At 39.3% G+C, this 12,887-nt stretch carries 13 protein-coding genes; 7 read left to right on the top strand and 6 right to left on the bottom strand.

The window, feature by feature from the left end; translation table 11 throughout:
• The first annotated feature begins 41 nt into the window (after window positions 1-41).
• The 5 genes from G529_RS0109945 to G529_RS0109925 are packed head-to-tail and all read left to right on the top strand — an operon-like array spanning window position 42 to window position 4,873.
• Window positions 42-944, top strand: coding sequence for a MerR family transcriptional regulator (locus tag G529_RS0109945; RefSeq protein WP_026915384.1), 903 nt, complete (start codon window positions 42-44; stop codon window positions 942-944).
• Between the two features lie 9 nt (window positions 945-953).
• Window positions 954-2,420: a phytoene desaturase family protein gene (locus G529_RS0109940; protein ID WP_026915383.1), complete on the top strand. Its 1,467-nt coding sequence runs from the start codon at window positions 954-956 to the stop codon at window positions 2,418-2,420.
• A gap of 3 nt (window positions 2,421-2,423) precedes the next feature.
• Window positions 2,424-3,263 (top strand): phytoene/squalene synthase family protein, encoded by an 840-nt coding sequence (locus G529_RS0109935; RefSeq protein ID WP_026915382.1) that lies wholly within the window; start codon window positions 2,424-2,426, stop codon window positions 3,261-3,263.
• A gap of 10 nt (window positions 3,264-3,273) precedes the next feature.
• Window positions 3,274-3,723 carry a sterol desaturase family protein gene (locus tag G529_RS0109930; RefSeq protein WP_026915381.1) on the top strand — a complete coding sequence of 150 codons (450 nt, stop codon included), beginning with the start codon at window positions 3,274-3,276 and terminating at the stop codon, window positions 3,721-3,723.
• 13 nt (window positions 3,724-3,736) lie between these two features.
• Window positions 3,737-4,873, top strand: coding sequence for a lycopene cyclase family protein (locus tag G529_RS0109925; RefSeq protein ID WP_026915380.1), 1,137 nt, complete (start codon window positions 3,737-3,739; stop codon window positions 4,871-4,873).
• Here G529_RS0109925 and G529_RS0109920 read toward each other — a convergent pair.
• The 6 genes from G529_RS0109920 to G529_RS0109895 all read right to left on the bottom strand — a co-directional run bounded on the left by G529_RS0109920 (window position 4,868) and on the right by G529_RS0109895 (window position 11,606).
• The gene (locus G529_RS0109920; protein ID WP_026915379.1) at window positions 4,868-5,434 is read right to left on the bottom strand and encodes a TlpA family protein disulfide reductase; all 567 of its coding nucleotides are present in this window, start codon (window positions 5,432-5,434) and stop codon (window positions 4,868-4,870) included. The genes G529_RS0109925 and G529_RS0109920 overlap by 6 nt on opposite strands.
• 192 nt (window positions 5,435-5,626) lie before the next feature.
• Window positions 5,627-7,894 (bottom strand): aconitate hydratase, encoded by a 2,268-nt coding sequence (locus G529_RS0109915; RefSeq protein ID WP_026915378.1) that lies wholly within the window; start codon window positions 7,892-7,894, stop codon window positions 5,627-5,629.
• Window positions 7,895-8,078: 184 nt separating this feature from the next.
• Window positions 8,079-8,306, bottom strand: coding sequence for a PLDc N-terminal domain-containing protein (locus tag G529_RS15745; RefSeq protein WP_157514602.1), 228 nt, complete (start codon window positions 8,304-8,306; stop codon window positions 8,079-8,081).
• A gap of 74 nt (window positions 8,307-8,380) precedes the next feature.
• Window positions 8,381-9,331: an AAA family ATPase gene (locus tag G529_RS0109905; protein ID WP_026915377.1), complete on the bottom strand. Its 951-nt coding sequence runs from the start codon at window positions 9,329-9,331 to the stop codon at window positions 8,381-8,383.
• 3 nt (window positions 9,332-9,334) lie between these two features.
• The gene (locus tag G529_RS0109900) at window positions 9,335-10,783 is read right to left on the bottom strand and encodes a peptidylprolyl isomerase (RefSeq protein ID WP_026915376.1); all 1,449 of its coding nucleotides are present in this window, start codon (window positions 10,781-10,783) and stop codon (window positions 9,335-9,337) included.
• Window positions 10,746-11,606: a hypothetical protein gene (locus G529_RS0109895; protein ID WP_051201411.1), complete on the bottom strand. Its 861-nt coding sequence runs from the start codon at window positions 11,604-11,606 to the stop codon at window positions 10,746-10,748. The genes G529_RS0109900 and G529_RS0109895 overlap by 38 nt, the downstream gene beginning before the upstream one ends.
• Window positions 11,607-11,802: 196 nt before the next feature.
• Here G529_RS0109895 and G529_RS0109890 point away from each other — a divergent pair, with 196 nt between their 5' ends.
• Window positions 11,803-12,255: an SRPBCC family protein gene (locus tag G529_RS0109890; RefSeq protein WP_026915374.1), complete on the top strand. Its 453-nt coding sequence runs from the start codon at window positions 11,803-11,805 to the stop codon at window positions 12,253-12,255.
• A 61-nt stretch (window positions 12,256-12,316) separates the two neighbouring features.
• The gene (locus tag G529_RS0109885; RefSeq protein ID WP_026915373.1) at window positions 12,317-12,868 is read left to right on the top strand and encodes an OmpH/Skp family outer membrane protein; all 552 of its coding nucleotides are present in this window, start codon (window positions 12,317-12,319) and stop codon (window positions 12,866-12,868) included.
• Window positions 12,869-12,887: the final 19 nt, after the last annotated feature.

Raw genomic sequence — 12,887 nt, 5'->3', positions numbered from 1 at the left:
TTTAATTATTGTTTAGATTTGTTTAATAGGATAAATAAAGTATGGAACATATTAGACAAAATTTTAGTATCAAGGACCTGGAGCACCTGAGCGGAATAAAAGCGCACACCATCAGGATCTGGGAGAAGAGATATAATATCTTAAATCCCGACAGGACAGATACTAACATTCGTACTTATGACGGTGAGGATCTGCAAAAGCTGCTAAACATCTCCTTTCTCAATATTCACGGCTACAAGATCTCACGCATATCCAAGATGAAGGATGATGAAGTACAGGCACTGGTAAGGCGTATATCTGCCTCTTCCAGTGTAGAGAACCGGGCGAAGAATGCGTTCAAGCTCGCAATGATGAATTTTGACGACAGATTATTTCAAAAGACCTACAACGACCTTATCTCCAAATTATCCTTTAGAGATGTGTTTTATGATGTTTTTATTCCACTCCTTGAGGAAATTGGGCTACTTTGGCAGACAGACACGATCAAACCCATACATGAGCATTATATCATTGAGCTCATCAAGCAAAAGATATATATCAACATAGCCGAACTAAAATCGAAAGAAGCAACTGAACATCACGATAAATTATATGTTCTCTTTCTCCCTTATAATGAAATTCATGATATCGGTATCCTGTATCTCAACTATGAACTTTTGATTGCGGGTAAGAACGTTATTTATGTTGGACCAAGTTTACCTTTGGATAACATGGATTACCTTATGAGAATCCATAAAGATCCGGTTTTCGTAAGTTACCTTACCATCTCGCCTGTAAATACAGATGTCACAGAATTCGTCAATGACTTTCAGGAGAAATTATGTAAAGATCAACCAAGGGAATTGCTATTGTTCGGGCAAAGAACGAAGGAAATAGACCAAGCAGGTCTTCCTGAAAACATCAAAGTACAAACCTCTATTAAAGATTTTATTAATAATCTGTAAAAGCTCCCAATGTCTAAAAAAGTAAATATTATAGGATCTGGTTTTTCTTCACTGGCCGCTTCATGTTATCTGGCTCAGGCTGGTTATGAGGTAGAAGTATTCGAGAAAAATGACACCGTTGGTGGTAGAGCCCGTCAGTTAAAACGTGATGGGTTCACTTTTGATATTGGTCCTACGTGGTACTGGATGCCCGATGTTTTTGAACGCTTCTTTTCAGACTTCGGAAAATCAGCTTCAGATTATTTTCAACTCGACAGACTGGATCCTGCTTATGAAGTATATTTTGGTAAGGACGATTCAGTAATCATTCCGGGAAGCCTGGAAGAGATCTACGAGACTTTTGAAGAAGTAGAAAAAGGAAGTTCAGAAAAACTGAAAAAGTTCATAGCGAAAGCTCGGGACAACTACGATATCGCGATCAAGGATCTGGTGTACCGTCCCGGAGTATCTCCTCTGGAGCTGGTAACAACCGCAACTGCAACCAGGTTAGGGCGTTTTTTCACGAATATTAGCAGGGATGTTAGAAAAGAATTCTCCAATGAAAAACTGAGACAGATCCTGGAATTTCCCGTTCTATTCCTGGGAGCAAAACCTAGCGACACTCCGGCATTCTATAGTTTTATGAATTACGCCGACTTTGGATTGGGCACCTGGCATCCTCACGGAGGGATGTACAAGGTCATCGAAGGTATTAAAGAACTCGCAGAGTCTTTAGGTGTTAAGTTTCACCTAAATGCCAATGTTGAATCTATCACTACTGAAGATCGTGCAGCAAAAGCGCTGAAAATCGACGGGAAACTTTATCCGGCAGATATCATTCTTTCGGGTGCAGATTATCACCATACCGAAACTTTGCTACCTGAATTCGATAGACAATATCCCGAGAAGTACTGGCAGAAGAAGACTTTCGCGCCATCCTCGCTCCTTTTTTATGTAGGATTCGATAAGAAACTTAAAAACGTATCACATCATACATTGTTTTTCGATAGTAGCTTTAAAGAACATGCGAAAGCGATTTATGATAAAGCAGCCTGGCCTGAGGATCCTTTATTTTATGCCAGTTTCCCTTCTAAGACCGATGATACTGTGGCTCCAGAAGGGATGGAAGCAGGAATATTCCTGATTCCACTTGCTCCAGATCTGGAAGATACAGAAGAGATCAGGGAACGATATTTTGATATGATTATCGAACGTTTTGAGGCACTTACCGGGCAGAAAATAAAAACAAATATTATATTTAAGGAATCCTTTTGTGTAAAGGACTTCAAGGAAGCATACAATTCTTATAAGGGAAATGCCTATGGAATGGCAAATACCCTTTTCCAGACGGCGTTCTTAAGACCTAAAATTAGAAGCAAAAAGGTGAAGCAATTATATTTTACCGGGCAGCTAACCGTACCCGGACCAGGTGTACCACCTTCTCTAATATCAGGGAAACTCGCAGCTGGACTGATACAAAAAAATGAACAAAACTAATTTATGAAAGCGATTTTTGATACGGTATCCCGGTCCTGTAGCAAAACTGTTACCAATAGCTACAGCACATCTTTTAGCCTGGCCACCAAAATGCTGGCTCCTTCTATTAGACAGGATATTTATAATATATATGGATTTGTAAGATTTGCAGATGAGATCGTAGACAGCTTTCACGATTATGATAAGGAATTACTTTTTAAGGATTTTGAAGCCGATCTATATAAGGCACTGGAACAAAAAATTTCTCTGAATCCAATTCTGAATGCTTTCCAGGAGACGGTGCACCGCTACGATATTTCTCCAGAACTTTATAAAGCATTCATGGAAAGTATGCGACTTGATCTTCATAAATCTGAGTACCTGAGCGTGGAGGAATATCAACAGTATATTTATGGGAGTGCAGACGTGGTAGGTCTAATGTGCCTGAAAGTTTTTGTAAAGGGTGATCAAACAAAATATGAGGAACTGAAAGCCTCAGCGATGAGCCTGGGATCAGCATTTCAGAAGGTTAATTTCCTGAGAGATCTTAAAGCAGATTACGAGGATCTTAGCAGGTCCTATTTTCCAAATGTGGATCTATCTGAATTGGATGAAATTAATAAACAACAAATCGTTGCTGAGATTGAAGAAGATTTCAGCAAAGGTCTCAGCGGTATTGCACACCTGCCGGTAGAAGCTAAATTCGGTGTTTATACCGCTTATATCTATTACAGAAAATTGCTTCAGAAACTTAAAAACGTCCCATCTTTGGAGATTAAAAATTGCCGGATAAGAGTTCCTAATTATCAAAAGGCCGGACTCCTGGCGAAATCCTATATTTCTTACAGACTTAATTTAATTTAAACTGGTGATGATGCAAGTGATTTTATGGCTATTAGTATTTTTTGGAACATTTATGATGATGGAAGGAATGGCATGGTTCACTCATAAATATGTGATGCATGGCTTTTTATGGAAATTACATAAGGATCACCATCATAAAGACCATAGTAGCTGGTGGGAACGCAATGATCTATTTTTTGTTTTTTACGCCCTGGTAAGCATTGGTTGTTTTTTACTCTGGAGATATGAAGATGTCTGGATTGGCCTGCCTATTGGTTTGGGGATTCTTGCCTACGGAATCACCTACTTTACCGTTCATGACATTTTTATACATCAAAGATTTAAAATGTTCAGAAATGCGAATAACAAATATGCTAAAGGAATTCGAAGAGCGCACAAAATGCACCATAAACACCTTGGCAAAGATGATGGCGAATGCTTCGGAATGCTATTCGTACCCTTTAAATATTTCAGAAAATAAAATTTCCCGCTAAATGATCACGCCAGACTATTACTACATCATCGTTGGTGGTGGGCTGGCCGGGCTGCAATTGGCTCTGGAAATAAGAAAAGACATTTTTTTTAAGGGAAAAAAGATTGCTATTATCGATCCTTCAGAAAAATCTGAGAACGATAAGACCTGGTGTTTCTGGGAAAAAGGCGAAGGCAAATGGGATGAGCTCGTTCACAAAGACTGGCAGCAAGGGAAATTCATTTCAGATTCCGTAGAAAAAAACCTGGATCTAGCACCTTATAGTTACAAGATGTTGCGGTCCATAGATTTCTATGAGTATGCAAAAGCAGAACTTCAAAAAGATCCCGATACATATTTTATCCAGGATACCATTACCAGGATCGATGAGGTTACCCGTACGGCTATAGGAGAACAAAGATCCTACACTGCTACTCATTTTTTTGATAGCCGACCTCCAACCGCCTATAAGGAGGACTCTGGCAGCGCTAAAATTTTTCAGCACTTTAAAGGCATCACCATCGAAACCGTTGATGATCAATTTGATCCTGAACGTTTCGTAATGATGGACTACCGTGTTAAATACAATCACAGTACATGTTTTACTTATGTACTTCCCTTATCGTCTAAGCAAGCTCTAATAGAATTCACTTTCTTTACGCCATTTCTTACTGAAGAAAAGGTTTATGACGAGAAACTGCACGAATATATTCAGAAAGTTCTAAGAATTGAAGATTTCAAGATCGTTGAGAGCGAAACAGGCGTTATTCCCATGACCGACTATCCTTTCCATAGACATCATTCCAGACACATTACTAAAATTGGAACTGCGGGAGGCTGGGTGAAAGCATCTTCCGGGTATTCTTTTAAAAACACCGAAAGAAAAGTAAGCAGATTGCTCTCCAATATCAAAAGCGGGAAAAGACCTGAGCAGCACCTAACCAGTAAAAAATTTCAGCAGTATGATGCCATTTTTCTGGATGTTCTGGAAAAGCGGAATGATCTTGGCGAATCCCTTTTCACTAAGTTTTATACGAAGAACAGTATTCAGAATATTCTAAGATTTCTGGATGAAGAAACCAAATTTTCAGAAGAGATCAGGATCATGCAGAGCATGTTTCACCCGCAGTTCTTAAAATCTTTTTTCAATAAACTATAATTTCTCTTGCAGCAATTTATCAAGAGTACTTCGAAAACTGTCTGAATTCCAGTCGGCAGAGCCAACTTTGTCGATCACAATTTTTCCTGATTTAGAGATCACATAAGTGGTAGGCAATGTTTTACCCAGCATAGGCTCTGGAGCTTTTGTACGCATTTTATATGATGGTAAGCTAAAGCGTTTGCGCTTCATATAATTGTCTGTAGTTTGATGCTGCTCTCCTGACACAAATACGAAACGTACCTTATCGCCATAATCTTCATAAACCTCCTGGAAACTTGGCATTTCAGCAATACATGGCGGGCACCAGGTTGCCCAGAAATTAACTACAATTACTTCGTTTTCAAATTCAGTAAATTCAATTCTTTTACCTCTTTTATCTTCCAGGATCCAATCATAACTGGTTAATTTCTCCTGATCGTCCTCATCATTCACAGAAGGTGCAAACGATATAAGCTTGTTCACAAAGATCTGGACCGGTTTCCTGGTTTGTGGTATTACCGTAACCAGGATTATCACGATGATAATAATATTTAACCACTCGTTTTTAAATAATTTCATAGCATTGCTTAAGTCCTGCAAAGAACGGAAAAATTACAATTCTGCTTCTGGTTTACGAGATGGTAATTCTAGCATAATCTGTAAGTGTGTACCTCTGCTACGATTAAATTAATTTTCAAAAAGAACTTCAATTTTGAAAACAAAAAACCCCGGGAATGTTCCCGGGGTTTTTCAAATTGTACTGATGAGAGCTTAAGCTGCATTTTCCTTTTTAATAAGGTTTAGTGCAGATCCATGCTTATACCATTCTATTTGTGGCTGGTTATAAGTATGATTCGCTTTGATCGTATCTTTGCTACCATCTGCATGTACGATCTCTATCGTAAGCGGCGTATCTGGTGCAAAGTTTTCAAGATCTGTAAAGTTGAAAGTATCATCTTCCTGGATTAGATCATAATCACTTTCATTAGCGAAAGTTAGACCTAGCATCCCCTGCTTTTTCAGGTTAGTCTCATGGATACGAGCAAAAGATTTTACCAATACCACCTTAACACCTAAATGTCTTGGCTCCATAGCTGCATGCTCTCTGGAAGAACCTTCACCATAGTTATGATCTCCCACTACTACCGTAGGAATTCCTGCTTTTTTGTACTCTCTCTGTACCGCTGGCACACCATCATACTCACCAGTCAACTGATTCTTTACGAAATTAGTTTTCTCGTTAAATGCGTTGATAGCTCCAATTAGGCAGTTATTGGAAATGTTATCCAGGTGCCCTCTATACCTCAACCATGGACCTGCCATGGAAATGTGGTCTGTTGTACATTTACCCCATGCCTTGATCAACAATTTAGCACCGGTAAGATTCTTACCATCCCAAGGCTCAAATGGAGTTAACAATTGAAGTCTTTCACTATCTTCAGCAACTTTTACCTCTACGGTACTTCCATCTTCGTTTGGAGCAACATATCCAGCATCCTCCACAGCAAAACCTTTTGTTGGTAGCTCGATACCTTGTGGCTCATCCAGCATCACCTCTTCTCCATCTTCGTTAATCAACTTATCTCGAGTTGGATCGAAATCCAGTCTACCAGAAATTGCAATTGCAGCAACCATTTCAGGTGAACCTACAAAGGCGTGGGTATTTGGGTTACCATCTGCTCTTTTAGAGAAGTTACGGTTGAAAGAGTGAACGATTGTGTTCTTTTCTTCACCTTTTCTATCTGAACGATCCCATTGACCAATACATGGTCCACATGCATTCGTAAAAATAGTAGCATCAAGATCTTCAAATATCTTAAGTAATCCGTCTCTCTCTGCAGTATATCTAATTTGCTCAGATCCCGGGTTAATTCCGAAATCAGATTTTGCTTTTACTTTTTTATCTACGGCCTGTTTAGCGATAGAAGCTGCCCTGGTAAGATCCTCGTAAGAAGAGTTTGTACATGATCCAATTAGACCCCAATCTACATTGATTGGCCAGTCATGTTCCTTAGCTTTAACTCCCATTTCAGAAATTGGAGTTGCAAGGTCTGGAGTAAACGGTCCGTTTAGATGAGGCTTCAATTCATCTAAATTGATCTCGATCAATTCATCAAAATATTGCTCTGGATTTGCATAAACTTCATCATCACCAGTTAAATGCTCACGTACTTCGTTTGCAGCATCGGCAACATCTGCACGATTGGTAGCTCTCAGGTAACGCTCCATAGAGTCGTCATATCCAAAAGTAGAAGTAGTTGCACCAACTTCAGCTCCCATATTACAAATTGTACCTTTACCTGTACAAGATAAATTACGTGCTCCTTCACCAAAATATTCAATAATTGCACCTGTACCACCTTTTACAGTTAGGATACCAGCAACTTTAAGAATAACATCTTTAGAGGAAGTCCATCCAGAAAGTTTTCCGGTTAACTTTACTCCAATTAGTTTAGGGAATTTAAGCTCCCATGGCATACCTGCCATTACATCTACAGCATCTGCTCCACCAACTCCAATGGCAACCATTCCTAATCCACCTGCATTTACCGTGTGAGAATCGGTTCCAATCATCATTCCACCTGGAAATGCATAATTTTCAAGAACAACCTGGTGAATAATACCTGCACCTGGTTTCCAGAAACCAATTCCGTATTTATTTGATACCGATTCCAGAAAATCAAAAACCTCGCTACTGCTTTTGTTTGCAGATTGCAAATCTATCGCAGCTCCCATTTTCGCCTGGATAAGGTGATCACAATGCACAGTTGTTGGCACGGCAACCTTCTTTTTACCTGCCTGCATGAATTGCAATAACGCCATTTGCGCAGTTGCGTCCTGACAAGCAATTCTATCTGGGGAAAATTCTACATAATCCTTACCTCTTTGAAATGCTTCTTTAGCACTCCCATCCCATAAGTGAGAATAAAGGATCTTTTCTGAAAGCGTCAAAGGTTTGCCTACAACTTCACGTGCAGTGTTCACACGTTCAGCCATGTGGCTATACACCTTCTTAATCATATCAATATCGTATGCCATATTCTGTTTTGTTTTTATTCTAAAAAAGTCTTGCAAAAATAGGAAAAATAGAGCGATTTTAAAAATAAGGAGCAATACTCAAAATTTACTATAAATAATTTCTGAAAATTCATTTTTTATAATGATAAATTCAGCAAAATTGATTTTAAAGTAAGATTATTGAGAATTCGATAATATTCGAGCTTCAAATTGAATATCTGGCGGGTTCACGAAGAGTCTTTTGCCTACGGAATAAATACACCACGGGAGCCATGAAAGCGATAAAAAACATGGACAGAATCCAGAATGTTTTGTCATGCAATTTGTTCAGAATCATATCCAGCAGAACAATGATCCAGAATCCAGACAGAAATGCAATACATATAAGTTTAAGTATTAAGGCTGGAGTCCTTTCAAGTTCCGCTATGTTCATGAGCAACTTGTTTGCAGAAGCGAGATAAAAAAGGATGGAAAAAATAACTTTATATCGTTCAAGAAAATTGATCACTAGAACAAATTTTTAATAATTTCTTCAGCAGAGATTCCTTCAGCTTCGGCTTTGTAGTTTCTAATAATACGATGCCTTAAAATTCCTATGGCCACAGCCTGTACGTTCTCAATATCTGGTGAGAATTTACCACGTACCGCAGCATGTGTTTTGGCTGCCAGAATTAAATTCTGAGAAGCTCTTGGTCCTGCTCCCCAGTCAATATAATTCTGAACAAATTCTGAAGCTTCCTTGCCGGGTCTTGTTTTTCCTACCAGCCGCACTGCATATTCTATCACATTATCCGGTACCGGGATACGCCGAATCACCTGCTGTATTTCAGATATTTCTGAAGCATTGAATAACGGGTTTACTGTTGCGTGAACATCTGTGGTGGTAGATTTTACTACCTCTACTTCTTCCTGAAAGCTCGGATATTCAAGATTGATCGCAAACATGAAACGATCCAGCTGAGCTTCAGGCAAAGGATAGGTTCCCTCCTGTTCTATAGGGTTTTGCGTAGCCAGAACAAAATAGGGTTGATCAAGCTTGTAATGATGACCAGCCACGGTCACCGCTCGTTCCTGCATAGCCTCCAGCAAAGCTGCCTGGGTTTTAGGAGGAGTACGGTTAATCTCGTCTGCCAGTAAAATATTAGTAAAAACCGGCCCTTTGATGAATTTGAATTTTCGATTTTCATCCAGGATCTCTGATCCCAGAATATCGCTGGGCATGAGATCTGGCGTAAATTGGATTCTTTTAAAGTCCAGGCCAAGAGCCTTCGCGATGGTATTTACCATCAAGGTCTTTGCCAGGCCTGGAACGCCTATCAATAGTGAATGTCCTCCTGAAAAAATAGAAAGCAGAACCTGTTGCACCACCTCATCCTGACCAACGATCACTTTCGCGATCTCTGCTCTAAGCTCAGCGTGTTTTTTTACCAGGTTTTCAATCAGAATAACATCAGACATTGATTATTCTTTTAACCAGTCGTTAGCATAATCACAATCACGGTACTTGCCGTTTACTTTAATGTAAGTGTCTGCGATCTTCTCTTTTTGCCACTTTTCAATCACATCCAGCTGCTTGTCTCTTAAAGCCAGCTCTTTGATCTTAAGATAATCTGTTGCGTAATCTGCTTCGTGTTCCTCAATTTTCTTAGTCACCTTGATGATCTTGAATTGAGGTCTACCTGTTCTGTCCTGTTGTGTAAGTACAAGGGAAACTTCACCTTCGTTCAGGGATTCCACCTGCTCAAATAATTTAGGATCGATTTTGGTTAGTTCAAATCTAGTATCACCAGTTCTTGGATTGATCAATTTTCCACCTTCAGTTTTAGTCTCTTCCTCATCTGAAGCTTCCCGTGCAGCTGCAGCAAAATCTAAATCTCCTTTTACAATCTTACTTCTTAAAGTATCGATTTCAGCTTTCGCCGCCTGTACAGATGCGTTCGTCACATCTGGGATCAGCAGTATATGTCTTAGCTCCACGGTTTGCCCACGAATTTTGTCGACCTGTATAATATGGTAACCAAATTCAGTTTCAAAAGGCTCACTAACCTCACCTTCCTGAAGACTAAAAGCTACGTCCTTAAATTCTTTTACAAATGCATCTTTCCTGGTAAGTGTAATTCTACCTCCGTCTGGAGCAGTCCCTGGATCCTGTGAATACAAAACGGCCTTGGTAGAAAAACTGGAACCGTTCTCTTCGATATCTGCCTTGAAACCTTTTAATCGATCGATAACCTTCTGACTTTCTTCCTGAGGAATTTCAGGTTCGATCACGATCTGGGAAAGTTCAATTTCAGTTCCAAACATTGGTTTCTCTTCCATTTGCACGTAGTACTGTCTTACCTCTTCCGGAGTAACTTCCAGGTCCTGGATGATCTTTTCCTGCATTTGCTGTGCAAGCTGTCTTTGTTTGGTAAGTGTAAATATCTCGTCCCTTAGTTCAGCTTCGCTATCCTTTTTATAGAATTCAAGCACTTTTTCCATAGAACCAGCCTGTTGCTGCAATCCCTGTATCTGCTGGTCAACAATACCGTTTATCTGGTTGTCGTTAATAATTATACTGTCCTGTATGGCATGGTGCGCATATAATTTATTCTCCATCAGTGAACCAGCCAGTTTACAGTCGGTCACCTCGGCAGTTGTCATTCCCTGCGACTGCATATCCTTGTACATCAGGTCGATATCACTTTCAAGAATGATATATTCTCCAACCACAGCAGCGATGCCATCAACCTTCATTCGCTGTTTACCCTGCATTTCGTTTTCCACCTTTTTTACCTCAGCATCTGGCTGGATCGCCGTACTATCTGTTACGATCACTTCCTGTGAAAATCCAAGAGCTGTAAATAGCATACATACTCCTGAAAAAAGTGGTTTAATTGTAGATTTCAAATTCATTATTTTTAATTGCATCTTTTGTAATATCCTTTTCTAATTCTTTAATAAGCGATTGCTTTCTCTTGTTCAGCAAGATTTCGCGTATGGTTGCTGAAGCATAGTCCAATGGAGCCTGCTCATTTCTTGCCAGTACATCATTCACATAAACAAGGTACACATTTAATGAATCCTTTAACTCCAGAAAATTTGATTTTCGCAATAACTTTGACCGGTCCTCTACAGAAAGCGGACCAATTTTATCATAAACAGATTTTGTTTTCACCCAAACCGAATCGTTCATACTGTAATTTTTAAACTGAATCGCCATATTGCTTAATGCATCCTGATCTTCAGGATTAAAGCGGCGAAATTTAGTTCTTATTTCATCAAGATTGTTCGTATTCTTCGGTAGATTGATATACCTGAGTTTTACCAGGTCTTCATTCAGAATAAAGTTTTCGCCATTCTTCTTGTAATAAGATTCAATTTCATTCAGATTGAGCGAGGTATCGAGATCGCGGGTGACAATAGCATCTGTATAGGCGTTCGTATACAACTCATTTCTGTAATTTTCCACTAGCGCGTTGAACTCGGCCTGCTGCTCTCCAGGTAAATTGAGTTTAGCCCTGTCTATCAACAATTGCTGAGTAGCCCAGCGAGTGACATAATTACCTACGATAATGGCACTATCTTCTGGTGAAGTGTCTTCATCAATGAGGGACTGGATATCCTCTTCATATAAATAAGAGTCGTTAACTCTTACCACCTGCACCCTATTATCGGTTTGCTGAAAATACTCACAACTGCTAAACAGCAAAAAGCAAATTCCGAGGTAAAACCAATAAAAACGTCTATTCAAAATCAATGGTTTAAGTACCGCTTTAATGAAGCTGAAATTAGCTTCAGCTCTTACTAAACTTCCTATCCGCGCAAAAATAACAATTACTTGAGGTTCTGCAAGCTAAAGGCATAACGAATAATAAGCGTCTTAAATTATAAATTCTGAAAGATTTTATTTCCGTAGTATCTTTAAGCAGAAGCTAAAGCGAAATCCTATGAAATACGAACAGAAAATTACCATTAACAAACCTATTGATGAGGTTATAGAAAAGTTTTCAGACCCAGACAGTCTCAAACACTGGCAACAGGGTTTTATTTTCATGAAGCCCATCAACGGTGTACTTGGCGAGGAAGGATCACAGAATCTATTGAAGTTCAGCATAAAAGGTCGTGAGATCGAAATGACCGAGACCATCCTGGCCAATGAACTTCCTTTTAAATACGAAGCTACTTATACTGCCAGGGGAGTCTGGAACCAACAAGCCAACTATTTCGAGCAGATCGATAGTGGTAAAACGGTATGGCGCACGCATAATGAGTTCCGGTTTTCGGGTTTTATGAAAGCAATTGGCATGTTAATGCCAGGAACTTTTAAGGATCAGTCCAGGCAATTCATGGAAGATTTCAAGGCTTTTGCTGAAGAAGGTAAAAGTGTGCTGGATCAATAAAATTTCTGAAGAATAGCTGATATTTACCTCAGCCTGTTATATTTGCGAAAAAATATTTAGAATGAAACAATTAAGTCTTGCCATTTTGATGCTGTTTGTTGCTATTTCTGCAAACGCACAATCTAAAATTGGAACTATTGATGCAGAATATATTCTGGCACAAATGCCGGAAAATGCAGAAGTAAATAAATCTCTCGAAGTTTACAACGAGGAGCTTCAGGGTGATCTGAAGAATACCATTGGAAAATATGAAACTGCTGTAAAAGAATATCAGGAAACCAATGTAGGTCTTACCGAGGATGTGAAGAAAGAGAAAGAAAACGAGATTATTGGAATGGAAAATGAGATCAAGGGCTTTAGACAAAAAGCTTCTGTCATGTTGCAAATGAAAAGAAGTGAACTAACCGGCCCACTTTATGGAAAGATCGACGCTGCTATGAAAGAAGTGATCCAGGAAGAAAAATATACTCAGATATTCCATTCTGGTTCTGGCGGACTTGCTTTTTCAAGAGAACAGGACGATATCACATTGAAAGTGATGAAAAAAATGGGTCTGGAAGTAAAACCTGAAACTACACAACAGGCGGCTGGATCTACTACCGCAGAGAACTAGGTTCTAAAATAATTCCTAA

The sequence above is a fragment of the Christiangramia portivictoriae DSM 23547 genome (genome assembly GCF_000423045.1).
In the GTDB taxonomy this organism is placed as follows: Bacteria; Bacteroidota; Bacteroidia; order Flavobacteriales; family Flavobacteriaceae; genus Christiangramia; species Christiangramia portivictoriae.
This window is presented reverse-complemented; position numbering and strand designations above follow the sequence as displayed.